This window comes from Kribbella sp. NPDC050820, assembly GCF_040653975.1.
In the GTDB taxonomy this organism is placed as follows: domain Bacteria; phylum Actinomycetota; class Actinomycetes; order Propionibacteriales; family Kribbellaceae; genus Kribbella.
Genome location: NZ_JBFAHB010000050.1, coordinates 39,978 through 64,526, shown reverse-complemented (window position 1 = coordinate 64,526; position 24,549 = coordinate 39,978). Strand labels below are relative to the sequence as shown.

Below are 24,549 nucleotides of genomic sequence, written 5' to 3'. Positions count from 1 at the left end.
GAAAGGACTGTGATCGTGACAACTTCGCCGACGCCTGATGACAGGCAGTCGGGGCCGGTTCGGCTGCCGACCGAACGTGAGTGCCCGTTCGATCCGCCGACCGAGTTAGGTCGGCTTCGAGACAGCCAACCGTTGAGCCGAGTCCGCTTTCTTGATGGTCGCGTCGGCTGGCTGGTGACTAGCTACGAACTTGTTCGCGCGGTGCTGGGTGATGCGCGTTTCAGCATCGTCCCCGGGGGTAACCAGACGAAGCATCCAGAGTTGATGGCTGCCGGACGCTTCGCTGCGATGCGGCACGACGCCGCGGTTCCGGACTCTGTCCGAGCGCTTGTTGAGCGCTACCGGAAGGACGGGCGGTTGGCCGATGCCTTCCGGGACCCGGAGGTGGTGCGAGCAGTCCATGAGTACCCGGTAAGTGGGTTCAGCTTCGGCTTCACGCCCCAACCCGTGCACACCCGCATGCGACGCCTTCTCACAGGCCACTTCTCGGGGCGTAGCATCGGGGGGCATCGGGCAGACATCGAGCAGATCGTCGCCGATCGTCTTGACGCCATGGAACGTGTCGGCCCGCCCGTCGACCTGGTCGAGATGTTCGCCCACGCAGTCCCATTGCTGGTGGTCCGCGCACTGTTCGGCCTGCAGGACAGCGAGCATGACACGTTCCTGCGGCTTGGCCAGCGCAGGTCTGACCCAAGCTCCACTGTCGACGAGGTCCTAGAGGTAAGCGAGGAGCGATTCGCTCTCCTTCGTGAGCTCATGGAACGCAAGCGGACCCGACCAGGCACTGATCTGCTCAGCACGCTGGCACAGGCTGGGGAGATGACCGATGACTGGCTCGACTCCACCGCGGGACTGCTGATTGGCACAGCTCTGGATACGGTCGCAACCAACCTCGCCTTCGGCGTCCTGACGCTCCTGCAGGACCGTGATCGGTGGAACGCACTCAGGACCGGGTCGGTCCCGATCGGTCAGATCGTGGAAGAGCTGCTGCGCTACACCGCCATGGTCCAAGACACCAATGTTCGAACCGCATTGGAGGATGTTGAGCTCGGCGGAACCGTGATCAAGGCCTTCGAGCGCGTCGCCGTCTCACTGCCAGCGGCGAATCGCGACCCGCAGGTGTTCGCCGAGCCGGACCGGTTCGACATGACACGCCAGGCAGCCAAGCACGTGGCCTTCGGCTTTGGCGTCCACCAGTGCCTCGGCCAGCACCTGGCGCGGCTGGAGTTGCAGGTCGCGCTCACCGGCCTGGCGCAGCGTTTCCCCACCCTTGACCTCGCCGTACCGATGGCCGACATCCCCTGGCCCGACGACTACCGCACCTTCTACGGGCCGCAGCGTATCCCGGTGACCTGGTAAGGCGATAGCCGATGAGGGTCAACGCCGACCGCGACCGGTGCGTGGGCGGTGGCATGTGCGCACTGTCCGCCCCGAGCCTGTTCGACCAGGACGAGGACGGGCGGGTCCTGCTGCTCGCCACAGGCCCTCTGACCGGCGCCGAGCTTGAGGCGGCTCGAGAGGCGGTCGCGCTGTGCCCATCGGGAGCGTTGTTGCTGCGTGACAGCGGTGACGATAAGACGGCCGATGAGCAGCGCGGCGACACGTCGGCCTCACCATGACCCAACCACCGGGGCGACCGCGACGGACGCTCCGGCCTGACCAATACGACCGAGAAGTGAAAGGATCTGGTGACCGTGCGTATCGAAGTTGATGAGGACGCGTGCGTAGGTGGTGGTCAGTGCGTGCTGGCCGCAGCGGAGGTGTTCGATCAGCGTGACGAGGATGGCGTCGTCGTGCTGCTCGACGACGCACCTGGTGTCGAGTTGCAAGAGGCAGCGCGGGAGGCAGCGCTGCTGTGCCCCGCTGCGGCGATTCGAGTCATCGAGTGACGGACAGGCTCGGCCGAGTCGTGGTCGTGGGGGCCTCGGTGGCCGGTGTGACCGTGGTTGAGACGCTGCGTCGCCGCGGATTCGATGGGTCGATCAGCCTGGTCGGGGACGAGCCGCACGCCCCGTACGACCGGCCACCGCTGTCCAAGCAGATCCTCACCGGGGCGTGGGCGGCCGACCGTGTCACGTTCCGCGACGCTGCCAGCCTTGACCGGCTGCGGGTCGACCTGTGGCTCGGCACCCGCGCGGTCGGGCTCGATCTGGGCGAGCGCACCGTCGAGTTTCACGACCGTGAACGCCTGTCCTTCGACGGGCTTGTCATCGCGACCGGTGTCGTGCCACGCCGTCTCCCGGCCGGACATGACCTGGCCGGGGTGCACGTGCTGCGCACTGTCGGCGACGCTCTCGCTCTGCGCACACAGCTGCACCCTGGCCGACGCCTGGTGGTGATCGGCGCGGGTTTCCTGGGCTGCGAGGTCGCGGCCGCCGCCCGGAAACTCGGGATGCAGGTCTGCATCGTCGATCCGCTGCCTGTACCCATGGTGCGGCAGCTCGGTGAAGACGTCGGCCGGCACGTGGCCAGCCTGCACCGCGACCACGGCGTGGACATCCATTGCGGTGTCGCCGTCCGTCGCCTACTCGGCGACTGCAAGGTGACCGGTGTTGAGCTCGCGACCGGAGCAGTCCTGGACGCCGATCTCGTCCTCGTCGCGATCGGCTCAACACCGGCGACCGACTGGCTCACCGGCAGCGGCCTCACCCTCAACGACGGTGTGGTCTGCGACGCCACGTGCCGGGCCGCACCCGGCGTCTACGCAGCCGGAGACGTCGCCCGCTGGTGGCATGACACGCTGGGCGCCCACATCCGGGTCGAGCACCGCATGAACGCCACGGAGCAAGCCATCGCCGCAGCCACCAACCTCCTCGGCGCCGACGCCCCGTTCACCCCGGTCCCTTACTTTTGGACCGACCAATACGACGCGCGAATCCAGGCCTATGGCACCTTCCCGCCGAACTGCAGTGTGGCCATCGTCCGCGGCGATCCCGACGAACGACGATTCATCGCCCACTACATCCACGACGACCGCATCACGGGCGTCTTGGCGTGGAACATGCCGAAGGGGCTCCGAGCCGAACGCGCACACATCGGACAATCTGTCGCCGATGCGCGCCTGTAGGCGTGTCTCCCGTTCGTAACACCGTGGTGAGCAAGCGCTCAATCCCGAGCACGTGCGGGATGCTCATCGCCGGCGATCCCAGGGGCCGCATCAACAAATAAGGAAGCACGGTGCTCGAGCGAGTCGTGATTGTCGGTGCCTCGCCGGCGGGACTGTCAACAGCGGAGACCCTGCGACGGGAAGGCTTCACCGGTCGGCTGGTCTTGATCGACAAGGAGTCTCGTCTACCGCCCATGGTCGGGGCGGGTGTTGGCGATCTGGCGACGACCAGCGACGAGCGACTCGGCTGACAAGTTCTGCCCATGTGTCGAGGTTCAGTCGGGCCGCAGGGCTTGCAGGACGTGTTGCCACGTGTCAGCACGTCCGGTGGGTTTGCTTCTGCCGAGCAGCAAATTGATCGATCTCGCCGCCGGGGCGGTGCTGCCCGGCGGACCGGCGGCGCCGCAGTGTCTGCCGATGAGACCTGTGCCCGTTCTCTCCAATCGTTGGAATCGCCTCAGCACGGGCATCGAATCGGCCGACTCACCCAGAGATCTCAGCAGCGGGAAGGCAAGCATCATGCAGACGGTCGTGGAACTTGCTCACTTGGCACTCAAGTGGGATCAGACGTCCCTGGAGTATCCCGATACCAGGCAGTGGGCTCACCATGACGTCGCGGCATTGGCCGATGGCCGGATCGTTACCGGTCATCCCGACGGCACGTCGCTGCTGGTCTTCAGCCCCGACGGTAGGCGCTTGGGCACTGTCAGCACCGGAACGGTGGAGTTGCACGGAATCGCCAACGACGGCCCTGAAGGGGATTCCCTTTGGGCCGCCGACCCGGGCCACAAGCGCACGCCCGCCGGGCCCGACTACGACAAACTCCAACACCCAGGACGCATCCTAAACATTTCGCTTTCGGGCATGGCCGTCCTCGGTGAGCTCCACCAGCCGGACCTGGAGATCTACCAGCACAAGGCCTGGAGCCCGACGGCCGTCGTGCGCATCCACTCCGGCAACGGCCACAACGGGCCCGACACCGTCTGGGTGTCCGACGGTTACGGCCAGAGCGTGCTGCACCAGTTCTCCAGCGACGGAACCTACCTGCGCACCATCGACGGCAAAGACTCGGGGCTGGCCTTCAAGACGCCGCATGCGATCATCACCCGCCGACGCAGCGACACCACGGAACTTCTGGTCGCCGACCGCAGCAACAGGCGCATCGTCGTGCTCTCGGCCGACGGCGACTTCATCCGCGCTTTCGGCGCGGATTGCCTGACCTCTCCGTCGGGGATCGCGGCGCTGGACGACGGAACGATCCTCGTCACGGAACTCTTCGGCAGCGTCGTTGCCTTCTCGGAGGCCGGCGACCTGCTCGGTTGGCTGGGGTCACCGCTCCCGGCCGAGAAGCGGCGGCCACGCTGGCCCAACCAGGTCGGTGCCTTGGGCAACACGGTGCGTCCTGCGCTCGTTGCCGGCCGGTTCAACAGCCCACACGGTATCTGTGTGACTGGCGGGGCCGTTCTGGTGACCGAGTGGGTCATCGGTGGGCGTGTCGTGCGCCTCGCCCCAGTCTGACAGCCGTGGCCGGCGCAGCGGTCACGGCTGTCCTGCATCCCGTCTGCGATCACGGAGACCCACGAAAGGGGGCACGGGGCTGTTCTGAGCCCTTGGGGAAGTCACAGGAACATCCACATACGAAAGGGACGGATCATGGCAGGAAACAGGGCTGTTGCCTACAAGGGACCCGGTGTTGTTGAGGTTATCGACACTGACTACCCGACGTTCGAGCTCAAAGACGGGCCCGGGGTGCATCCGGCCAATGTGGGCCGGAGGGTCCCGCATGGGGTGATCGTGCGGACCGTGTCGACCAACATCTGCGGTTCGGATCAGCACATGGTGCGCGGCCGGACGACGGCCCCGCAGGGTTTGATCCTGGGCCACGAGATCACCGGCGAGGTCGTGGAGACCGGCCCGGACGTGGAGTTCATCAAGGTCGGGCACATCGTCTCGGTGCCGTTCAACATCGCTTGTGGCCGGTGCCGCAACTGCAAGGAACGCAAGACCGGCATCTGTCTCAATGTGAACCCGGATCGGCCGGGCAGCGCCTACGGCTACGTGGACATGGGCGGCTGGGTCGGCGGCCAGTCCGAGTACGTGCTGGTCCCGTACGCGGACTGGAACCTGCTCTGCTTTCCTGACCGGGATCAGGCCCTGGACCAGATCATGGACCTGACCATGCTGTCGGACATCTTCCCCACCGGCTTCCACGGCGCGGTCACCGCCGGGGTCGGCGTCGGATCCACCGTCTACATCGCCGGCGCTGGTCCTGTGGGCCTGGCGGCTGCGGTCGGTTCGCAGCTGCTCGGTGCTGCCGTCGTCATCGTCGGGGACATGAACGAAGACCGCCTGGCCCAGGCCCGCTCCTTCGGCTGCGAAACGGTCAACGTCGTCGCCGGCGACCCGAAGGACCAGATCGAACAGCTCCTCGGCGTGCCGGAGGTCGACTGCGCCGTCGATGCCGTTGGCTTCGAAGCCCGCGGTCACGGCAAGGACGCATCACATGAGGCCCCGGCCACGGTGCTGAACTCCCTCATGGATCTCACCGCCGCCGGCGGCGCCGTGGGCATCCCCGGCCTGTACGTCACCGGCGACCCGGGCGGGATCGACGAGGCAGCCAAGCACGGATCCCTGTCGCTCTCGCTCGGCACGGGTTGGGCCAAGTCGCTGTCCTTCGCCACCGGCCAGTGCCCGGTGATGAAATACAACCGGCAACTGATGATGGCCATCCTGCACGACAAGGTCCAGCTCGCCAAAGCCGTCAACGCCAAGGCCATCCCGCTCGAGGAAGCACCCCGCGGCTACGCCGAATTCGACGCCGGAGCCGCCACCAAATACGTCCTCAACCCCAACGGCTACATCAAAGCCTGAATCAAGATCCGCCACAGGCTGAGGGAGCAGGCCCGGTTCCGCGCTACGCGCGTCGGACCGGGGCTCCTTCTAGCCCGGCTAGCGACCGCCGCCTCAGCCCAGACCCGCGTCGCCGATGGAGCGAGTGCGCCGAAGGGCATGCAAAGTGCTCGAGCCTGGCCGGGATCCGCACAGCTCCCCCTGCGACGAGGAATCCTCTCTGGCTGGGCGGCGGATCGCTGCTGGGCGTCCAGCCGGTGCTCGCATTGATTACCGGACCGTCGGCGGTAACCGCGTTTCTGGGGCGAGCGAATGCGCATGCAGCCTGGTGAGACAAGGTGATAGCCGGGTGCCGATCCCATCGAAGCCCATGACGAGGTTGACGTGTATGAGCCGGAGCAGCTGCGCACCTTCCTAACGGTCGCTCAGTCGCTGAGCTTCACCCAGGCCGGCGCTTCGCTAGGCGTCGCACAGTCGACTGTGAGCCAGCACGTGCGCAAGCTCGAGCAGGCCGTGGGCCGGCCGTTGTTCCTGCGCGATACCCGTTCGGTGACGCTGACCGCCGTCGGCGAGGCGATGGCCGGTTTCGCCCGTTCGATCCTTGCCGCGCACGAGGAGGCGGTGGGCTATTTCACCGGGTCCGGGCTGAGTGGGCGGCTGCGGTTCGGCGTGACCGACGACCTCGCGCTGACTCCTGTCCCACGCATCTTGCGGGACTTTCGCCAGCAGTATCCGCGCGTTGACCTCGAGCTCATGGTCTCGCAAAGCGAGATGCTGCAACGCCGCGTCGAGTCGGGGCACCTTGACGTTGCCTTCGTCAAACAACCGCGCGGCCAGCAGCGGGGCCGCCTCGTGCGTCGCGATCGGCTCGTCTGGGTTAGCGTCGCCGGTGCCCAACTCGGCCGCGACCGGCCCGTCCCGCTGATCGTCTACCAGGCACCGAGCATCACCCGCTCACTCGGCGTGCAGGTCCTTGAGCAGGCCGGCGTGCCCTATCGGGTTCGCTGCACGGTGAGGAACGTACTCGGCGCGGCCGCGGCTGCCCGCGCGGGCCTGGGCTTGGCGATCTTCGCGCGCAGCCTGGTACCGGACGATCTCGTCGAACTCCCCGCCGCCGCCGGCCTGCCCGACCTCGGCGAAATCGATCTCGTTCTGCTCACCAAGCAGCGCAACGCTAGCGATGCCGTTGAAGCGTTGATTGCCGCGATCATCGCCAGGACATCGGATCGAGGCGCCGACTGGAGCCACCTGGACGTGTCGCTGAGATCACCGCTGTACGGGCGCGGGAATGAGCCTGGTCCGATTAGGTCTGGTAACCGGGGCCTCAGTTATCGCGAATAGAAATAGCACTAATTTGATTAATTCTATTTCAGAATGATTCTGCTGTGGCGAGACTGATAGCACCGACACGTAACGACGATGTGGATGCCCATGACTGCCGCGGCCAATGAGGAAGCTTCCTCTCGACCCGACACCCCGACCGTGCAACGCCGTACTACCTTCGGCTCGCTGCGTACTACGAACTTCCGCTTGATGGCGACCGCTCAACTGCTGTCTAACACCGGTTGGTGGGTGGCGTATACCGCGCAGAACTGGCTGGTCTTGAGCCTCACCGGCAGCCCTGCCGCCGTGGGGCTGACCGCCGCGCTGGGGTCGCTGCCGACCCTCGTGTTCGGTCTGGCCGGTGGGCTGCTGGCCGACCGGTACCCGAAGCGCCGGATCCTGCTGTTCTACTACGCGGGGTGGACCTGCGCGGCCGCCCTCCTCGCCGGTCTCACACTCGCGCATGTCGTGCAGGCCTGGCAGGTCCAGGTGATCGCGGCCTGCTCCGGCGTCGTGCTCGCCATCGGCTTTCCGGCCCAGCAGGCATTCGTCAGCGAGCTCGTCGGACCGGCCCAGCTGCGCAACGCGATCAGCATCAACTCCTCCGTGGTCTACCTCGCCGGGCTCGTCGGGCCCGCGGTCAGCGGCCTGTTGATCGGCACGGTCGGGCCGGGCTGGTCGTTCCTGATGACCGCCGTCTTCTACCTGGCGCCGATCGTCGCGCTGACCCGGATCCGCGCCGACGAGTTGCATGCGCGCCCGCCAGTACCGGCGCAGCGCGGGCAACTCCGCGCCGCGCTGCGCTACGCGGTAAGCCACCCAGACGTGCTCTGGCCCACGATCCTGGTCGGCCTGTACGCGATGTTCACCACCAACCTGGCAGTGACGCTGGCCGTCTACGCCAAGTCCATCTTCCACACGGGACCGGGCGGTTATGGGCTTCTCACCGCGAGCGTCGCGGTCGGCTCGCTGGGCGGGGCGCTCATCTCCGCCCGCCTGCGCCACACACGCCTGCGCACCCTGATGCTCTTCGCAGCCCTGCTCTCCGCGCTGTACATGGTCGCGGCGGCGGCACAGGCGCAGATCCTCTTCTGCGCGCTGTTGCTCGGCATCGGCGCCAGCACTCTGCTGTTGCAGACCTCGGCCAACTCCACTGTCCAGCTCGCCGCCCACGACAACATCCGCGGCCGGATCGTCGGCATCTACCTTCTCGTCTATCTCGGCAGCAGCGCTGTCGGCGGCCCGCTGCTGGGCATCATCGTGCAGCAGTTCGGCCCCCGCACCGGCATGCTGCTCGCCGGCGCCCTGCCTGGCATCAGCACGCTGTTGATCGCCGCCATCCTGCTCACGATGCGCCTACGACGTGGTAGGGCTCCTCGCTGGGTCGCGTCGGTCGTCCGAACGGACTCAGTGGACTGACCCGCCTCCCTCGAAGCGGTCACACACGGCGGGTGGGCCCCTCAGCGGAAACCACCAAGCCCGCCGGGAGCTCTTCGACCCGGCCACGACAAGTCTCGCCTGGAAGCCTCGTGGCTACAGGTCCCGGACTTGACCGCAACCATCACTACATTGACCGGTACGTTCACGGCGGCGGCATTAAGCCGACTCCGTCTTAGACGGCATCTGCTCGCTCGAGCGCGGCGATCGCGCGGTTGAGGGCGCTGCGCGCCGTGCGCAGCTCGGCGACGACGTCGACCGGTCGTGGTTGCGGGTCGGTGCGCAGCACGAAGGCGCCGACGCCCTGGCGGGTTTCGACCAGACCGTCGTCGACGAGCAGTTGCTGGGCCTGGCGGATGGTGTTCAGCCCGGGTACGTCGTAGTGCGCCTGCAGTTTGGGTATCGAGGGGAGTTGCTGGCCGGGGGAGAACTCGCCGGTGCCGATGCGGCGGCGGAGGTCTTCGGCGATCTCACGGTATCGAGCCATGCCCGAATGCTAGCATGTCCCTACAGGTTATCTAGTGGTCTCGCACGCACTAGTTGACATAAGAACCACTCTCGGCGCGTGTACGGCATCGCTCGAGTCGTCGGTGCAAACGACCGATTCTCAACACCTAGTGACACGTCGAGCCGAGCGCAGTAACAGAGACCTTCCCGCGAGCGATAGGCCAGCCGGGGGACGATGAGCCGGCGAATCAAGATCGTGGCGCCTTGGACCGGGCGGCGCAGCATAGATCTGGTCACGAGCGACTACCCAGACGAGTGGGTCCGGTATGCCGGCTATGCGCATGCGCCCGTACTCAACGCAGGCTGCGCTGACATAGAACGTCGCGGACGCAACCATGTCGATCTGCACGAAGCTCCTCGGGCGGGCGCCCGGCCTCACCGCGGCCGCAGATCAGTCCCTGTCGATGAGGGCGTTGAAGAAGGTCACCGCTCCTGCCCATGCGCCGGCGCCGACAAGTACGGCGGTCGGTAGTGCTGGCTCCTGGAGATAAGTCAGGACGCCGGCGCCGACTGCGACGAGCAACGCGAGCGTCATTATGACGGCCGACCTGACCGGGATCAGCCTGCTGCCGGCCTGCTTCGAGCCCATGTTCCAGCTCCTTCGGTGTCGAGGTGTTCCTACACCCCAATCGAAGGTGCGGAACTCATCGACGTCCCCCGTGGCAGAGCCCACAGAAAAGTTCTGGCGGGGGAGGGGGAAGGGAAGAGCGGGTGGACCTAGAAGAGGGCAGTTCGGCCCAAGAGAAGAACCGAGGTGGAAAGGTCCAGCGGGTGGATACTTCGGCGACCACAGGTGTGTCACCGCCGGCGCGCTCAGTCGTCGAATCCGGCCTAAGACCCGGTACGACAGAGCGAGACGAGCTTGAGAGATCGCGGCGGCGAGCCGCCGACGACGAGTTGATCACGCGGCTGCGGAAGCTTGGATTCAGGGGGGAGGAGTATGACCGTTTCGAGAGACATCTGGTGCGCTATGCGTTGAACATCTTGGATGCCTGGATGCGCCGCGGGCAGATCTTTCGGGAATGCGCGGCGATCGGGCGTTGACTCGATCCCACGGAGTTGGAGCGCAACCGGCTCGCGGAAAGCCCTGAGGATCGAGAAGATCTCTCAACGCTCGTTGTGGGTACAGCGATCACCAGGTTTCGGCATGAGGCACTCATCGACGGAGGGTGGCAGCGGTCGAAGGGAGCCAGCATCACCACGTACTTCATGACCTGGGTGATCAGAAGTTCCCGAATCACTTTCGCAAGTGGCAGGGGGAGGAGAGGCGGTGGCGGCGATGGCCGGTCGCCAGTGTCCCGAAGGAGCTTTGGTTGACTGACCCAGCCGAGATCCTCGCCCAACGAGACGCCGTCATCGTGGAGTTTCGCAAGCTGGCTGCGGGGACGCAGGACATCGTCGCGCTCCACTACGACGGCTACTCCAACGCTGAGATAGCTGAGATCAAGGCCAAGACAGTCAAAGCGATCGAGCGGACTCTCGAGCGCTGGCGCGCGCGGCAGCGCAAATTGAGGAGTAGGGGGCGTGATGGACGACTTTGATCGGCTGCTCGAGCGGACTTCCCTGGGCACACCAGGGGCAGAGTCACTCATCGAAGCTGTGCCCGATCGGATCGCCGAGCGCGCACTTGCCGTCGCGCGAGCCGAGCGCGCAATGCAGGAAGAGCTTATCGCTGACCGTCTCCTCGTTGGTATTCGTGCCGCCGAGGCTGTCGCGGTCGGTTCCGCGAAACCTGCCGTTGCTCGCTGGAGAACCGACTCGCACCGGACAACGACCAAGGTCGCCAAAACCCTCGACGCGAGGCTGGACGCCGAGCTCCCGCCTGCGTCCGAGGGCGCAGACGCGGGTGGGCAGGCGAGTCCACCCCGCATCCACGATCGGGTCGAGCTCCGGGACCTGGCGGTCCTTGCCAGCGACGGCGATCGGGCTGCTCTCAATGACCTGCTCACCCGGGTGCGCGCCGTGGCCCACCGGTACGTGCGGTCGCGGCTGTGGAACTCTCCGGGCGGAGCCGACATGGTCGATGACGTCGCCCAGGACGTCTGTGTCACGGTGTTCGGTGCGCTCAGCCGGTACCGCGATGAGGGGCGTCCGTTCGAGGCCTTCGTCTACGGCATCGCCGCGCGCAAGGTTGCGGACGCCCAGCGCGCACTCGCGGGACAGCCGGCCGCCGCGGACGAGCCACTGACGTCAGAGGAGCAAGCGGTCAGGCAATCGGAGGTCCAGCACATCATGGGATTGCTGGAGAAGTTGCCACCGAAACTGCGGGAGATCCTGCGGCTGCGGGTGGTAGCTGGAATGTCAGCCGAGGAGACCGCCCGAGCGCTGGGCATGACTCCAGGGGCGGTGAGGGTCGCGCAGCACCGAGCGTTGAACACGTTGCGAGGTTTCGTCGGGCACGAGGCGAAAATGGGGAAGCCGTCGGCCAGATAACTGTCAGGTGCGACGCATCGAGGTCGCCCACGTCGTCGCGGCGGCATCAGAAGGTCCGGACCGCATGCAGTCGGACCCTGGTGTCGCCACGCCGCGATGAGCAGTGGAGGGCGTGCTGACGCCATTACGAACCCTCGCCGGGAACACGGCGCGGGCCAGCTTGCCCCGGAATCGATCGATTCTCAACACCCGCACTCCTGCACGCTCTTCCACCCCGGTCGAAGAATCGGCGTTCGAGACCTGGCCGTGTGTGACCTGACCGCGAACCGGACTGGCCGGGCCGCATCCCCCGAAGGACTGACTCCACTTCCCGGCCTGCCGGCGGCGGGCCGGTCTGGCATGCCCGTCCGCAGCAGTACGAGGGTCTGTCGGACGAGCAGCGGGCGTGGGCCGTGCGGCTGGATACCAGCGCCGCAGGTCGGTCGGAGTGGATGCATGAACGCGAGTGGCGCCTTCCTGTGGCGCCGGGCCGGCCGTGGCTCGATCTGACCCGGCGACCGTGGTCGCCGTACTCACCGGTGACCAGCGGTGGCAGCCGAGCTGGCAGCAGGTCTGGTTCGAGACCGGCCTGTACTTCGACGGTGAAACCGGCGCGGAGGTACTTCCGGATCATCCGCACGCCCATCCGTGGATGGAGATGCGCCCTGCCCAGCCTCGGCTCTGGCAAGGTCTGGCCAAGCTGTACGGGGATGCGAAAGCCCAGCGCGTCGTTTCCAGTTGACCGCGACGCCCGATCCCACGGCCAGTGCGGTTATGCCAGGGCGTCGCGGCCCGCTCCTTGGGGACCGGCCGCTGGCTGCGCGCCCGGTTTCAGGGGTTCATCCGTTCGTCGCCTGGAACAGTCGTTCGGTCTCGTCGAGCAGTATGCGGGCGCTCCGCCGCGCCTCCATCGCTTCCTTCGCCCCGACATAGACCGCGCCGTAGTGTGCGCCATCCTTGACGTCGAGCAGGCGTTTCAGCGCGCGGGCGAGTCGCTGACCGTCGCTGCCTACCTGGGAGACCAGCTGGATCGCCTGCCGGTGGTCCTGGCCGCGGGAGCGCTGGCCGAGGGCCACGCAGCATGCCGCGTCGGCCGCGGCGATCCCAGCGAGTACGGCTAGCGCCGCCGCGACGTTGTCGTTGGCCAGTTCGTCGTCGACGTCGCCGACCAGGTCCGCGACCTCGATGAACGCGCGGGCGTGCGTGAGCCGTACGGCGGCCTGGGCGCGGTTGCAGTCCTCGGCCCGGCCGGCTCGGCGGTTCATGCGCTCTCCCTGTGGGTCAGCTGGTTGATGAGGGTTCGGATTTCGGGTCCGTGGATCCGTACGCCATCGCGCTTCCAGTCGTCGACGATCGGCTCAGCGGCTTCCAGGTGAGCAAGCAGGCCATCGGTGCTAAGCACGTACGTCTGGAGGTAGTTCCCGCTCCAACGCAGGGCCTGGCTGCTCAGTTCGCTGAGCTGTTCCTCCCACGCTGCCGACGGCTTGTCGAATCGGTGCACGATAAGCAGGTCGATGTCGCTGTCCAGGTTGCCGTCTCCGCGGGCCGCCGACCCGAAGATGCTGGCATGTTCGGGCTTGATCGCCCACGCGTCGATCGACGCCCGAAAGCGGTCGAACAGTCTCGGCCGCAGGGAGGTCAGTTCGAGTACGGCGGCCGCGGCGACGTGTTCGCGATTCAGGGTGTACTGGACAGAAGGTCCGACTGCTGTCGCGTCGACCAGCCCGGTTTCCGCCAACCGATGAAGCGCGTTCCTGACACCTCGTTCGCTTCCCGTGGCGGCGAGCTGATGCACTCGGCGACCGGTCAGCGGCGCGGTCGTGCGGGCGAGGACGGACAGGATTGGGCCGTCGAGGGTTTGGATGACGGTGCTCGCTGGGTTGGACATGTCCATATCGGCAGTGTACTACCGATCACGGCAGTTCAGTGCCGATATCGGCAGTAGAGTGCCGACTCAAGGAACGCCGATAATGGTTCTTATGTCAACTAGAACACACAAGCCCACTAGATAATCTGTGGTGACATGCTAACATGTGGGCATGGCTCGGTACCGTGAGATCGCCGACGACCTCCGCCGCCGCATCGGCGCCGGCGAGTTCTCCCCCGGCCAACAGCTCCCCACGATCACGACACTGCAGGAGCACTACGACGTCCCCGGACTGAACTCCATCCGCCAGGCCCAGCAACTGCTCGTCGACGACGGCCTGGTCGAAACCCGCCAGGGCGTCGGCGTCTTCGTGCTGCGCACCGACCCGCAACCGCGCCCGGTCGACGTCCTCGCCGAGCTGCGCGCCGCACGGAGCGCCCTCAATCGCGCGATCGCTGCGCTCGAGCGAACCGAGACCGTCTGAGATGACGCCGGCTCACTGCGGCCAACCGCGAGCGTACCGATCGATGCAGGGCTGGGCTGCGGTAAATCCGGAGTCGGCAGCCCTGCCCTTCCGTCAAGACCCGCTCCCATGACTAATCCGAAGAGCTCCCGGCGAGCTTGGTTGGTCCCCCTCATGTCTGGCCACCATGCTTTGAGCCCCATAGACCGACAGGTTGCCGGTGAAGTGAACGAGTTCGGGCGAACACCCGCCAGCACCGGTGCGCTGGCGACATTCCGCCTTTTGGTGCGCGCTCCGGTGTGCCCGGTACACAGCAGCGAACGATGCCGAGGGCCACTAACGACGGTCGCAGCACCGACGTTGCCGACAGCTGACAGACGGCCTGGTAGACGGTCTCGTGACATAGCCACATCTGCGGCTGCTCGGGATGTGAAGCCGAAGGTATCGGCTGATCTGCTGAGGGCTCCGCAATCTCGATCCGCCTCCTCCCCTGACCGGAACCGCAGGATAATCTTCCGCACCAGGTCGAGCGGGGCAACGAACGCGACCACCTTGCCGCTGCGGTAGATCGTGTAGCCACACGACCAGTTGTTCCCAGTGGTCCTCGAGACGCCGACCTCGCGAGCCGCGGCCAGAATGCTCCACCTACGAGCCCGCAACTCCACGAACCGCTGACGCTTTGCCGGCTGCGGACGACCCTGGCGCTTTCTTCACACGACGAGACGAAGACAGACGCAACCTCCGGATCCACGACGAGGTGTTGCAACCCGCCGGTCGTAACCACCTCGCCGCGCTGGTCCGTAGGCAGCTGCGCCGACACAGACATGCTGTCTGCAACTGTGCCGTGACATCGAGGTGACTGAGTGGACAACCTGTGACGACGTTTGACGCTCGATGCTGGACAGGTTGTTGGTCGCGGAGCCGATGGGCCGGGGCCATCATTCTGAGAACCAACGACGGCAGGAGAGGTGAGTTCGTGCGATCGAGTGACGGATTCGGACCAGCATCGCGCGTCAACCCGCGCAGCGGGGCATGCGTGAGCCGGGGAGGAAGGGCCTCATGAATAGGCAGTGTTGGGTGCGCAGCTCCCGCGGTTGTGCCGTTTTGGCGAGTGCCGCTTTGGTCGTTGCCTTGGCCGGTTGCGGTAGCAGCAGCAGTTCCGGTACCCCGGGTGCTTCATCCGCGAAGGTGGACACCGTGCTGGGGATCCCGAACCTCAAGGGGCAGACGGTGGTCGTCGGCAGCGCGGGTGGCTCGTTCGGCGATGCAATTAAAAAGACGGTCGTCGCCCCCTTCGAGGAGGCGACCGGGGCGAAGGTTGTTTACAGCGATACCATTTGCGCCTCGTTCGACAAGCTGGTCAAGGCGCGCCAGTTCGCCAGCGATGTCGACATGTGCAACGACTACGGGCCGATGCTGGCCCAGAGTGATGCGGGATTACTCAAGTCGGATCCACGGCTGGTTCAGATCGCCAAGGCGCGCGGGCTGCAGGCCGACTGGTACCAGAGCGACTTGATCGCGAATAACTTCTACGCGGAGGCTCTGGCGTGGAACACCGCTAAGTATGGGAACGACCACCCCAGCTCGTGGGCTGAGTTCTTCGACACCTCGAAGTTCAAGGGACCGCGCGGGTTGCACACATCCGCGACCGGCGACTTGGAGATCGCGCTGTTGGCCTCGGGAACGACGCCGTCCAGCTTGTACCCACTCGACGTTGACAAGGCGTTCGACGTTCTGGACGCCTTGCGTAAGAACGCAACTGTCCACTTCTGGAGGAACGGGGCCGATTCGGTTAACCAGCTTTCCACTGGCGAGATCGGCTACACGTGGACGTTCAGTAACCGCGTGGCGTCGGGTGTGAAGCAGGGCCTGCCGCTGGATATGACGTTCAAGCAGGCGCTGCTCGTGGGAAGCGGCGCGGCGGTCTCGGCCACAGCCAAGAATGTCGACGGAGCGATCGCGTTCATCGACTTCTATATGGCTCCCAGTATCCAGGCTGCACTTACGAACGAATCCGGTGTAGGACCGGCCTACCCGGCGGCTGCCAAGCTCGTTGATCCGAGCATGCAGAAGTATGTGCCCACGACGCCGGAGAACCTCAGTCAGGTTATCCCGTTGAACAACGATTACTGGCGGAAGAACTATAATGCGCTCCAGGACCGATACACCAAGTGGCAATCCGGAAGCTGACCGCCGTGGTCGCATCTGATCCCGGGACTGGTTCCACTCTCCTCGTGGAGGGCGGGACCAGCCCCCGTCGCAAGCTTGCGGGTCTCCGCAACCCGATCCTAATTCGTACGTCTGGCCGCTGCCTGGCTTGGCTAGTGGCGGCGACGTACCTCATGCTCGGGCTCGCGGTGCCGCTGGCCGTCACGCTTCGCAGCAGTGTCGACATCCACCCCTTCTGGCGGGCCTACAGCAGCCAGTTGACCTCGTCCTCGATCCTGATCATCCTCGAACGGACGCTGCTATTGGCGGTGTACGCCACCGTGATCACGCTGGTCATCGGCTACCCGGTTGCCTACGCGATGACCTTGCTGGGCAGGCTCGGTCGCACAGTGTGTCTCACGCTGTTGGTATTTCCGTACCTAACGTCGTTCTTGGTCCGCACGTACGCCTGGATCGGGATTCTTGGCGTCAATGGCCCGATCGGCCCGCTCATGCACCGACTCGGAAGCGACACGGTCACCTACAATTACACCGCTGTCGGTGTCTTGATCGTCCTCGTCCATGTGTTCTTGCCGGTCATGATCCTCGCCTGCTACGTCTCGATGTCTCGCATCGACCCGTCCCATCTGCGAGCAGCGCGCACTCTCGGTGCTAATCATCTCGAAAGCTTCTGGCGGGTGTACGCGCCCCAGACAATGGCCGGCGTGGTGGCTGGCAGTGTGGTTATCTTCATCAGCAGCGTCGGTATGTACGCAACGCCGGCGCTGATCGGCGGGCCCACACAGACGACTTTGGTCAGCCTGGTAGTGCAGCAGGTCACGCAAAGCTCGTTCTATGGGCTCTCGCCTGCTTACCCAGCTGCGCTGACCGTCATCCTCGGCGTTGTCGTCGCTATCGTCCTGACGCTGGCCGCCCGATCGGTGGGACTAGGCGAAGTGCTCGGGTTGAAGAGTGTGCCTGGTCGTTCTGAGCGTCGCCCCAGCCGACGGTCAGGACGACCAGAACGGCAACCACGTCGGCCGTTATCGTTTGTACTTCGCCGAATCCCTGGTTCTGGCCGCCATCACCTCCTCGTCGGCGTGATGGTCTTACTCGCTGTGGTGCTCATCGACGGCCCGTTCGTGTATCTGGTCGGCATGTCATTCCAGCCACTGCCGGTGTTGGCCTTTCCCAGCGGGAAGTGGTCCACAAAGTGGTACGACGAGGTGCTCACTGACCCATCGTGGGGCGCGGCAGTCCATCAATCGGTGAAGGTCGCGCTGCTGGCAACCATCGTCGCGCTCGTGATTGGGAGCTTCTTGGCATTGCGCACCTCGAAGCTGCGTCCTTTTGCCGGTGCGACCGTGGTTGCGACGGCTTTACTCCCCCTGATCGTCCCGTCCGTCATGTACGCCACCGGTATCTTCACCGTCTTCACAGAATTCAATCTGCTCGGCAATTGGAAGGCGATTGCGCTCGTCCACAGCGTTCTTGCGCTGCCCTACGTCTACGTCAATGTCATCAATGGGTTGAACGCTTACGATCCCCGGTGGGACCAGGCCGCTTACTCGCTGGGCGCCTCGCCTTGGCGACGTCTCCGCAAGGTCACCATGCCGCTGCTTCGACCGGCACTCTTTACTGGTGCGTTTCTAGCGATGCTGCTGTCGATCGATGAATTCACGGTGACCCTGTTCACAGCCGGTGTTACGTTCCAGAACCTGCCATTGAGGTACTGGAGCGAGGCCCAACAGAACTTCGATCCAGGGCTGGCCGTAGTCGGCGTCTTGCTGACTGGATTCGTCGTGGCCGTCGCAGCGCTGGCCGCTCTCGGACTGTACGTGATGCGGCGCGGCACCAAGACTCATAGGAGTGAATGATGACCGAACACGCCGTGATCGACCCAACTTCCTCCGCCGGCAGGGATGTAGCCAACGTGAGCACCGCAAACAACACCGACGGCTATCTCGCCTTCGACAAACTGGTCAAGACCTACGGCGACACCACCGCCCTGCGTGACGTGTCGTTGACAGTCCGCGATGGAGATTTCGTGTCGATCCTGGGCCCCAGCGGATCGGGGAAAACGACGCTGCTCGGAATCTTGGCCGGCTTCGTCCAGCCCGACTCGGGGGACGTGAGACTGGCAGGGCGCGACCTCATTGGTGTCCCGCCAGACCGCCGAAACCTCGGGGTCGTGTTCCAAAACTACGCCCTGTTCCCTCACATGACCGTGCGCCAGAACGTCGCGTTCCCGCTGGAAGCACGCTCTATCCGGCGCGCCGAGGTCGCACAGCGCGTCTCGCGGGCGCTCGATCTCGTCGAACTGAGTAACCTCGGCCACCGCAGGCCAGCTGAGCTCAGCGGCGGCCAGCAGCAGCGAGTCGCGCTGGCGCGCGCCCTCGTCTACGAACCACCGGTCCTCCTGCTCGATGAGCCGCTCGGCGCTTTGGACCGGCGACTCCGCGAAGCAATGCAGGTTGAACTAAAAGATCTCCACGACCGAGTGAAGAGCACGTTCCTGTACGTCACGCACGATCAAGAAGAAGCGCTAGCGATGTCCGACGTCGTGGTAGTCATGCGCGATGGACAGATCGAACAGATTGGATCTCCCGAGGACGTTTACGACCGGCCCGTGTCGCGCTTCGTCGCCCACTTTGTCGGCGATTGCAACCTCATAGATGGCACAGTCGAGCCCGGCCCTCAGGGATGGCAGGTGCGAAGCCGCAGTGGCAACGTCGTGTTGTGGTCGGGCAGCGACAAACCAGCGGCTGGTGACTGCTGTGTGGCGGTGCGACCAGAACGCCTCGACCTGACCAGCGAACCGCCGGGAGCCGCTGGCTGCATCGAAGCAACAGTGCTCAGCCGCCGCTTTGCCGGCCGGGAACTCGCCTGGCGATGCGCCAGTCCGCTCGGAGACCTCATCGTTCGACTGCCTCGAACATTCACTGAGACCCGCCAGGCCGGAGTCGATCACATCTACGAGGGGTCGACGGTGACGCTGCGCATTGATGTCGACCGCACCCATGTGCTGAACCCTGATGCCACGGGTAATCCCACTCCGAGCGATATCTCAGCCGAGGTAGCCACTGTTGCTGGGAAGGCACCGTGATCGCTGGCCGAGCACCGGCTTGCCCGGTCAGGGACAACAAGCGCACCACGGTCTGTCAGACCAACTCTGAAGCCACAACACGATACGCCCGGCCTCGGTGTTGTCGGCGACGATGACGAGCTCGTCGCCGGCCGCGCGGACCCACACCTTGCTGCCACCATCACCTGGTCATCACCAGCAGATGCTGTGGCGCTTCCGTATCTGCCAACTGGACATGTAGCCGCGGAACACCAAGCGCCGGCAGCTACGACTGATCGCCGAACCATCGGCGACCGACCGTCGCGCCCGCCCTTCTACTGGACAACCTGTGCTGATTTGCTGCGTTCGATGCTGGACGGATTGTTGGTTGCGGAAGGGGCCGCGGCGGCAATGGTGGTGCGCCACCACAGGCGAGCATTGGCGTTCGCGAGTTGAGGAGCGTTTATGATCGGCCTCGATGCTATTCAGGATGCACGCAATCGCATCATCGATCATATCCTCCCGACACCGCTCGTACCCTCGCCGACGCTCTCAGACATGTGTGGCGTTCCTGTAAGCCTGAAGCTCGAGCACCATCAGACCACCGGCAGTTTCAAGTTGCGCGGTGCGACCAATGCGATCCTCAAGCTAGCCGAAACCGAGCGGGCCCGGGGAGTTGTTGCCGTCTCGACTGCGCCTGCGGCCTCTACCTCAACGACCCCACAGCCTGGCAACCACCGACGAACTAACGGGCGCACCCACTAGTGACTCGATCAGGCGCGAACTCACTGATTAGCTCCGCAGCTTCCGCGATCGAGGTGAGTAGTTGCCGGCCGACTGGGGAAGCGAGATGGTTCAGAACCATTGGCCTACCAGGAGTTTTGTCGGCAGGCCGTCGATCCCGAGAGCGGGGGGCCATGAGTCGACCTGCGCGACCACACACGGACCGGCTGGCCGCTGCGGACCACCTGCGCACCAACTGGTCGAAGACGCCATCAAATTTCGTGGCACAACCAGCGCAGGCATCGCCGACGCGTCCCTCTACAGCGTTCATGGTCCAATCCAGTCATGGGCACAAACGCCGATGGCCTTCCTGGCTTTCGGCGTCTTCGCGTACGCGTCAGTTCGGTCTCGGCACGCACAGGAAGGCCGGCAAGTTACGCTTCTGGCCGCTGCGGTCTTAGCCGCTTGATCGTGCCCGAGAAGGTGAACAACGTTCTCTCAGCTACCGTTAGTTGACCCCGTACGAAGATCAGCGAGCCTCCCGCGCGGATCACCTCGCCCGTGCCGATGATTAGGTCGCCTTCACGCGCGGCGTCGATGAAGTCACCGGCGAAGTTGATGGTGACGCCGTGTTCCTCCATGACGGGCTTGGCGATGACATGCAGGCAGTAGTCGGCGAACGTCATCAGGCAGCCGCCGTGGACCTGGCCCGTGTCCCGGGTGTGCTTTTTTTCGACGCGAAAGGCGCAGCGCATGCTGTCGTCGGGTTCTTGCCGATACCAGAGGGCACCGATATGGGTTTCAAAGCCGTCGTCGTTGAAGGTACGCCAACCCGCGAACTCGCCTTCGGTGGCAACCGTAGTGGCAACGCCGCGCCGCGAAGCCGGCGGCAGCGGGGAAGTACGCATGAATAGGCCCTCTATCCTGAGATGGTTTGCACTGAACGCAGCAATCGACTGTGAATGCCCTACCCTGCCTTCTTCGATGGGTCGGCTGCCGCTCCGGCGGATGCCGACGTTCCAGACTCGAAGGGCGCGAAGATTGAATTGCGCCAATGGATCGCCGCAGCCATGCCTTCAGTCTCAAGGAGTTCGCGGAAGCGTCCGAACTCCGAGTCTGAGTTTTCCATGATCAGACACGCCTCGGCACCATACCGTAGAGCGGATTCAAATCCTGACGCCTGCAGTGTGTGATTTATGGCATTCTTGTTCCACACCAACGTCGGCAGGGCGACGCGCGACATTCGGTTCGCAATGCGGGTTGCTTCTTCCTCCAGTCGATCCTTGGGGAAGACGTGGTTCACCAGACCCAACCGATAAGCCTCTTGCGCATCGATCATGTCACCTGTGTAGATCAGCTCACGACAGCGCTGATCGAGTACCCATGGCATCGCCAGAGTTAGAACTCCCGCAGCGAACCGCGTCTCCGTGACGCCGAAGCGCGCGTCATCTGAACAGTAACGAATGTCGCACATCTGCGCGAGTTCTAAAGCCCCCGCAAGGCAATAGCCATTTATCACTGCGATGACCGGTTTGGAGCACTCGAACACCGAATTATGGAATTTGATGTCGCGACTGTGACGCCTTTGCCAATCTTCGAGGGTTCGCCCGCCCGGCCGGATTTCTTCGTCGTCATCATCGAGGTCAAATCCGGTCGAAAATGCCCGATCGCCCGCGCCTGTAATTAGGATAACGCGAACTGCCGGGTCACGATCGGCAAGGGCGACGGCGTCCTGAAATTCGGCGCAAAGCTTCAGAGACAGCGCGTTCAACCTGTGCGGCCGATTTAGCTTGATCCACGCGACACGGTCCTTGGACTCCGCCTCCCCTGATACCCTGCCCTCAGACGCGACGATCGATTCATCCGCTCCCCGTGGCATGCCCCCTCCTGTTCGGGGACTTTGCGCTTTCGAGTTCACGGTTGTCGCTCGGGCCATCTCGAGGCAGATGATTTTCCGTAGCTAGTCTAGTTGGTGGCGCACGTCGGCGGCCGGCGCTCGGACCAGGGCAGGACCTCCTCCAGCTGCGACGCCAATCGGATGAGGAGCGCCTCTTCCCACGGCCCAGCTACGAGTTGGACGCCGATCGGCACTCCGTCGGCAGCCATGTGCGTGGGCACGGAGATGGCCGGTTGGCCAGTCATGTTGAACTTTCGCGTGAACACCGCACAACTCAGGACGGCGTCGAGACCGTCAGGACCAAGTTGCGAGGCGTGGGCGGCGGCGCTGAGTTCACCAGCCCGGGGCGGAACGATGGACATCGTCGGGGTGAGCAGAATGTCGAACTCGCTCCCCCACCGGCTGACAAGATTGCGGCTAAGACGCTGAAGGACATAGACGGAACGCAGGTAGGTCTCCGCGTCGATCGCTTGGGCTACCGACCTCACATGCCGGATGTGGGGTTCCGCGCGTTCCCAGTCGACGTCGTCGCCGAACAGCCCGGCCTTCATCAGGTTCAGATGGGCGGCGATGAACTCTTCCGACTCTGGGAACTGCGTGTGCTCCACGTGGTGCCCGATGTCCTCCAGTGCGGCTGCTGCCTCACGGACTGCCTCGGCGCATTCAGGGTCTATGGGCAGGCCGAGCGGCGCCGCATCAACGAGGCCGATGCGCAGCCGACCAGGGTCGGCGCCAACCTCAGATACGAACGGCCGTTCCGGCGTCGGCGCATTGTACCAGGCCCCGCGGTCAGGTCCGCTGATCACGTCCAGGATCGCTGCCGTGTCGGACACATCGCGGGTGAGAACTCCATTGAGCGAGGTGCCCACCCCCCTGATCACTCTTGCCGGTACCCTGCCCCGGCTCGCTTTGAGTGCGACCAGGCCGCAGCACGACGCCGGGACGCGCATCGACCCGCCGCCGTCACTGGCCTGGGCAACGGCGAACATCCGCGCCGCAACTGCTGCCGCCGCCCCGCCGCTGGACCCCCCAGGGGTACGGTCCAGGTTCCAGGGGTTGCGCGTGATGCCGTAGCGGTCGTTCTCCGCCGCGCCGAGGTACGAAAACTCTGGAGTGTTGGTGCGGCCGGTCAGCACAAACCCGGCCCGCTGTAACGCCTCGATGACGAGCTCGCTTTCCGCCGACGGAGTGTCCGGCGTGGTCCAAGACCCGAGCGTAACGGGCCAACCTGCGACCGGACAATCGTCCTTGATCGGAATCGGCACGCCGTGAAATGGTGGCAGTTCGCCTCGATCCACACGCGTGATCGCATCGGTGGCCGCCTTGGCCCAGGCCAGCGCCTCGTCGTCATTGCGCCAGATGACGGTGTTGACCTTGTCGTTGACCGCGTCTACCTGAGAGAGCGTGGCCTCCATGACCTCGACCGGACTGATCTCCCTCGCACGAATCGCGGCAGCAAGCTCAAGGGCCGACAGCTGGGTCAGGTCAATTTCGCTCATACGCCAACTCCTGTCTTCAGGCGGGCCATTCGCGGCTCCCTCATACTCGCCCGACTCATAGCCGTAGCCCGGCGACGTTGCTATGGTTACCCGCCCGTGTCGGCGGCAGCGACCCACAACGTGTCCAGAAATCAAACCCTGCAACTCAACACACTCTTGCGCATAGCTCGCCATGCACCGCCGAACTCAACGACGGTGCTGGCGCCGGTGGAGCCGGGTCAACCACAAACGGTCGTCCGAGTCATGCGCGAGCACGGCATCGCCGGCTACCGGCGCCGGCGACGGGTCAAGACCACGATCCCCGAACCCGCGGATCAGAAGGTGCCCGACCTGCTCAAACGTGACCTCACCGCTCCGGGCTCCCAACCAGCGCTACGTCGGGCCGGGTAGCCGGACCTGACTCGTGCCACTTGAGGGCTGGTTGTCGGTTCGGCGGGGTATTCGTGCTGGTCAGGGGCTTGCGAGCGGTTTGATTGACGTACCCCGGTCGTCGGTAGGGTCGGGGTCGTGGTGTTCATTCGCAAGTCTGCTGGCCGTTCGGGCGCCACGAAGGTTCAGATCGCGGAGCGGCGGGGCGGGCGCAACCACATCTTGGAGCATGTGGGGACTGCGCGGTCGGAGGCCGAGCTGGCGGTGTTGTTGGCCGAGGCTCGTGGGCGGTTGAGGCCGGGGCAGGATGCGTTCGATTTGAAGGTTGCTGGGATGCAGGACGAGGGCAGGCCGGGGGTGATCACCGGGAAGCGGTCCGCGGTGCTGTGGCGCGTGCTGGCGTCGGTGTACGACCGGCTGGGTTTCAGTGCCCTCGACGATGAGGCTTTCAAGCAGCTGGTCCTGGCGCGGATCGTGGAGCCGACGAGCAAGGCTGACTCGGTGAGGGTGCTGGACGAGCTCGGCATCGCTCATGCGTCGCTGCGCACGATGTTCCGGTCGCTGCAGCGAGCTGCGGATCGCGATTATCGTGCCCAGATCGCGACGGCGTGTTTCACACGTGCGGCGACCAGTGGTGATGTCTCGCTGTGCCTGTATGACGTGACCACGCTGTTATGCCGACGTCGGCATAACAAGGTTTATGCCGACGTTCTGGTTATGCCGATGTTGGATGCGTCGCCGCAGGTCAGCCCGGCCGGGACGGCTCAGAAGGTCGGCATAATCTGAGGGTCGACCCTTCAAGTAGTTCCCTACTTGGAGGTGGTCTCATGCGACCTGTTCACTCTGGCCCGGCGAGGGGTCCCCTTGCGGACGCGGCGGCTGCT

Annotated in this window: 26 protein-coding genes and 1 pseudogene; 19 read left to right on the top strand and 8 right to left on the bottom strand. The window is 64.9% G+C overall.

Going from position 1 to position 24,549, the window contains the following annotated elements; translation table 11 throughout:
- Positions 1-15 precede the first annotated feature (15 nt).
- The 9 genes from AB0H36_RS32785 (at position 16) to AB0H36_RS32745 (ending at position 8,698) form a co-directional block, all read left to right on the top strand.
- Positions 16-1,359, top strand: coding sequence for a cytochrome P450 (locus AB0H36_RS32785; protein WP_360532471.1), 1,344 nt, complete (start codon positions 16-18; stop codon positions 1,357-1,359).
- Between the two features lie 11 nt (positions 1,360-1,370).
- A complete protein-coding gene (locus AB0H36_RS32780; protein WP_360532468.1) occupies positions 1,371-1,619 on the top strand; it encodes a ferredoxin in 249 nt (82 codons plus the stop codon).
- A 69-nt stretch (positions 1,620-1,688) separates the two neighbouring features.
- On the top strand, positions 1,689-1,889 hold the full coding sequence (locus tag AB0H36_RS32775) for a ferredoxin (protein ID WP_360532465.1): 201 nt from the start codon (positions 1,689-1,691) through the stop codon (positions 1,887-1,889).
- Positions 1,886-3,067, top strand: coding sequence for an FAD-dependent oxidoreductase (locus AB0H36_RS32770; RefSeq protein ID WP_360532462.1), 1,182 nt, complete (start codon positions 1,886-1,888; stop codon positions 3,065-3,067). Before AB0H36_RS32775 ends, AB0H36_RS32770 begins: the two co-directional genes overlap by 4 nt.
- Before the next feature lie 110 nt (positions 3,068-3,177).
- Positions 3,178-3,357, top strand: a complete 180-nt coding sequence (locus tag AB0H36_RS32765; protein WP_360532459.1) for an NAD(P)-binding protein — start codon at positions 3,178-3,180, stop codon at positions 3,355-3,357.
- 76 nt (positions 3,358-3,433) lie between these two features.
- The gene (locus tag AB0H36_RS32760) at positions 3,434-4,624 is read left to right on the top strand and encodes a hypothetical protein (RefSeq protein ID WP_360532457.1); all 1,191 of its coding nucleotides are present in this window, start codon (positions 3,434-3,436) and stop codon (positions 4,622-4,624) included.
- A gap of 135 nt (positions 4,625-4,759) precedes the next feature.
- Positions 4,760-5,977 (top strand): formaldehyde dehydrogenase, glutathione-independent, encoded by a 1,218-nt coding sequence (gene fdhA / locus AB0H36_RS32755; RefSeq protein ID WP_360532454.1) that lies wholly within the window; start codon positions 4,760-4,762, stop codon positions 5,975-5,977.
- 363 nt (positions 5,978-6,340) lie between these two features.
- Complete coding sequence (locus tag AB0H36_RS32750) at positions 6,341-7,297, top strand: LysR substrate-binding domain-containing protein (RefSeq protein WP_360532450.1); 957 nt, start codon at positions 6,341-6,343, stop codon at positions 7,295-7,297.
- 141 nt (positions 7,298-7,438) lie between these two features.
- Positions 7,439-8,698, top strand: coding sequence for an MFS transporter (locus AB0H36_RS32745; RefSeq protein WP_360532447.1), 1,260 nt, complete (start codon positions 7,439-7,441; stop codon positions 8,696-8,698).
- Positions 8,699-8,891: 193 nt separating this feature from the next.
- Here AB0H36_RS32745 and AB0H36_RS32740 read toward each other — a convergent pair whose 3' ends face one another.
- Positions 8,892-9,203, bottom strand: coding sequence for a winged helix-turn-helix domain-containing protein (locus AB0H36_RS32740; RefSeq protein WP_360532444.1), 312 nt, complete (start codon positions 9,201-9,203; stop codon positions 8,892-8,894).
- 411 nt (positions 9,204-9,614) lie between these two features.
- Positions 9,615-9,812 (bottom strand): hypothetical protein, encoded by a 198-nt coding sequence (locus AB0H36_RS32735; protein WP_360532442.1) that lies wholly within the window; start codon positions 9,810-9,812, stop codon positions 9,615-9,617.
- Positions 9,813-10,536: 724 nt separating this feature from the next.
- Here AB0H36_RS32735 and AB0H36_RS32730 point away from each other — a divergent pair.
- Complete coding sequence (locus tag AB0H36_RS32730) at positions 10,537-10,764, top strand: hypothetical protein (RefSeq protein ID WP_360532439.1); 228 nt, start codon at positions 10,537-10,539, stop codon at positions 10,762-10,764.
- 43 nt (positions 10,765-10,807) lie between these two features.
- Here the strand turns inward: AB0H36_RS32730 and AB0H36_RS32725 are convergent, their stop codons facing one another.
- Positions 10,808-11,194 (bottom strand): hypothetical protein, encoded by a 387-nt coding sequence (locus AB0H36_RS32725; protein ID WP_360532500.1) that lies wholly within the window; start codon positions 11,192-11,194, stop codon positions 10,808-10,810.
- Between AB0H36_RS32725 and AB0H36_RS32720 the strand changes: the two genes are divergently transcribed.
- A complete protein-coding gene (locus AB0H36_RS32720; protein WP_360532497.1) occupies positions 11,177-11,656 on the top strand; it encodes a sigma-70 family RNA polymerase sigma factor in 480 nt (159 codons plus the stop codon). The genes AB0H36_RS32725 and AB0H36_RS32720 overlap by 18 nt on opposite strands.
- Positions 11,657-12,131: 475 nt before the next feature.
- Complete coding sequence (locus tag AB0H36_RS32715) at positions 12,132-12,377, top strand: hypothetical protein (protein ID WP_360532436.1); 246 nt, start codon at positions 12,132-12,134, stop codon at positions 12,375-12,377.
- A gap of 97 nt (positions 12,378-12,474) precedes the next feature.
- Here the strand turns inward: AB0H36_RS32715 and AB0H36_RS32710 are convergent, their stop codons facing one another.
- Both AB0H36_RS32710 and AB0H36_RS32705 read right to left on the bottom strand, forming a co-directional pair.
- Positions 12,475-12,900 carry a hypothetical protein gene (locus tag AB0H36_RS32710; protein ID WP_360532433.1) on the bottom strand — a complete coding sequence of 142 codons (426 nt, stop codon included), beginning with the start codon at positions 12,898-12,900 and terminating at the stop codon, positions 12,475-12,477.
- Positions 12,897-13,430: a nucleotidyltransferase domain-containing protein gene (locus AB0H36_RS32705; protein ID WP_360532430.1), complete on the bottom strand. Its 534-nt coding sequence runs from the start codon at positions 13,428-13,430 to the stop codon at positions 12,897-12,899. Before AB0H36_RS32705 ends, AB0H36_RS32710 begins: the two co-directional genes overlap by 4 nt.
- Positions 13,431-13,674: 244 nt before the next feature.
- Between AB0H36_RS32705 and AB0H36_RS32700 the strand changes: the two genes are divergently transcribed.
- From AB0H36_RS32700 to AB0H36_RS32680, 5 genes are all read left to right on the top strand, one after another.
- Entirely contained in the window at positions 13,675-13,986 is a 312-nt protein-coding gene (locus AB0H36_RS32700; protein ID WP_360532427.1) for a GntR family transcriptional regulator, read from the top strand.
- A 1,167-nt stretch (positions 13,987-15,153) separates the two neighbouring features.
- A complete protein-coding gene (locus AB0H36_RS32695; RefSeq protein ID WP_360532424.1) occupies positions 15,154-16,155 on the top strand; it encodes an extracellular solute-binding protein in 1,002 nt (333 codons plus the stop codon).
- 134 nt (positions 16,156-16,289) lie between these two features.
- Entirely contained in the window at positions 16,290-17,990 is a 1,701-nt protein-coding gene (locus AB0H36_RS32690) for an ABC transporter permease subunit (protein ID WP_360532421.1), read from the top strand.
- Positions 17,990-19,219: an ABC transporter ATP-binding protein gene (locus AB0H36_RS32685; protein WP_360532418.1), complete on the top strand. Its 1,230-nt coding sequence runs from the start codon at positions 17,990-17,992 to the stop codon at positions 19,217-19,219. The genes AB0H36_RS32690 and AB0H36_RS32685 overlap by 1 nt, the downstream gene beginning before the upstream one ends.
- A 423-nt stretch (positions 19,220-19,642) precedes the next feature.
- The gene (locus tag AB0H36_RS32680) at positions 19,643-19,942 is read left to right on the top strand and encodes a pyridoxal-phosphate dependent enzyme (protein WP_360532415.1); all 300 of its coding nucleotides are present in this window, start codon (positions 19,643-19,645) and stop codon (positions 19,940-19,942) included.
- Between the two features lie 392 nt (positions 19,943-20,334).
- Here the strand turns inward: AB0H36_RS32680 and AB0H36_RS32675 are convergent, their stop codons facing one another.
- From AB0H36_RS32675 to AB0H36_RS32665, 3 genes are all read right to left on the bottom strand, one after another.
- Complete coding sequence (locus AB0H36_RS32675) at positions 20,335-20,808, bottom strand: PaaI family thioesterase (RefSeq protein WP_360532412.1); 474 nt, start codon at positions 20,806-20,808, stop codon at positions 20,335-20,337.
- Positions 20,809-20,867: 59 nt separating this feature from the next.
- Positions 20,868-21,779 (bottom strand): enoyl-CoA hydratase/isomerase family protein, encoded by a 912-nt coding sequence (locus AB0H36_RS32670; RefSeq protein WP_360532409.1) that lies wholly within the window; start codon positions 21,777-21,779, stop codon positions 20,868-20,870.
- 86 nt (positions 21,780-21,865) lie between these two features.
- Entirely contained in the window at positions 21,866-23,296 is a 1,431-nt protein-coding gene (locus tag AB0H36_RS32665; RefSeq protein ID WP_360532406.1) for an amidase, read from the bottom strand.
- A gap of 176 nt (positions 23,297-23,472) precedes the next feature.
- Here AB0H36_RS32665 and AB0H36_RS32660 point away from each other — a divergent pair.
- A pseudogene (locus tag AB0H36_RS32660) lies at positions 23,473-23,650 on the top strand (IS3 family transposase); the annotation flags it as partial.
- 153 nt (positions 23,651-23,803) lie between these two features.
- A complete protein-coding gene (locus AB0H36_RS32655; RefSeq protein ID WP_360532403.1) occupies positions 23,804-24,451 on the top strand; it encodes a hypothetical protein in 648 nt (215 codons plus the stop codon).
- The last annotated feature ends 98 nt before the right edge of the window (positions 24,452-24,549 follow it).

Coding starts and splice junctions, on each gene's coding strand:
- AB0H36_RS32780 (WP_360532468.1), top strand. CDS start 1,371: ATGAGGGTCAACGCCGACCGCGACCGGTGCGTGGGCGGTGGCATGTGC.
- AB0H36_RS32670 (WP_360532409.1), bottom strand. CDS start 21,779: ATGCCACGGGGAGCGGATGAATCGATCGTCGCGTCTGAGGGCAGGGTA.
- AB0H36_RS32685 (WP_360532418.1), top strand. CDS start 17,990: ATGACCGAACACGCCGTGATCGACCCAACTTCCTCCGCCGGCAGGGAT.
- fdhA (WP_360532454.1), top strand. CDS start 4,760: ATGGCAGGAAACAGGGCTGTTGCCTACAAGGGACCCGGTGTTGTTGAG.
- AB0H36_RS32740 (WP_360532444.1), bottom strand. CDS start 9,203: ATGGCTCGATACCGTGAGATCGCCGAAGACCTCCGCCGCCGCATCGGC.
- AB0H36_RS32665 (WP_360532406.1), bottom strand. CDS start 23,296: ATGAGCGAAATTGACCTGACCCAGCTGTCGGCCCTTGAGCTTGCTGCC.
- AB0H36_RS32710 (WP_360532433.1), bottom strand. CDS start 12,900: ATGAACCGCCGAGCCGGCCGGGCCGAGGACTGCAACCGCGCCCAGGCC.
- AB0H36_RS32675 (WP_360532412.1), bottom strand. CDS start 20,808: ATGCGTACTTCCCCGCTGCCGCCGGCTTCGCGGCGCGGCGTTGCCACT.
- AB0H36_RS32700 (WP_360532427.1), top strand. CDS start 13,675: ATGGCTCGGTACCGTGAGATCGCCGACGACCTCCGCCGCCGCATCGGC.
- AB0H36_RS32680 (WP_360532415.1), top strand. CDS start 19,643: ATGATCGGCCTCGATGCTATTCAGGATGCACGCAATCGCATCATCGAT.
- AB0H36_RS32735 (WP_360532442.1), bottom strand. CDS start 9,812: ATGGGCTCGAAGCAGGCCGGCAGCAGGCTGATCCCGGTCAGGTCGGCC.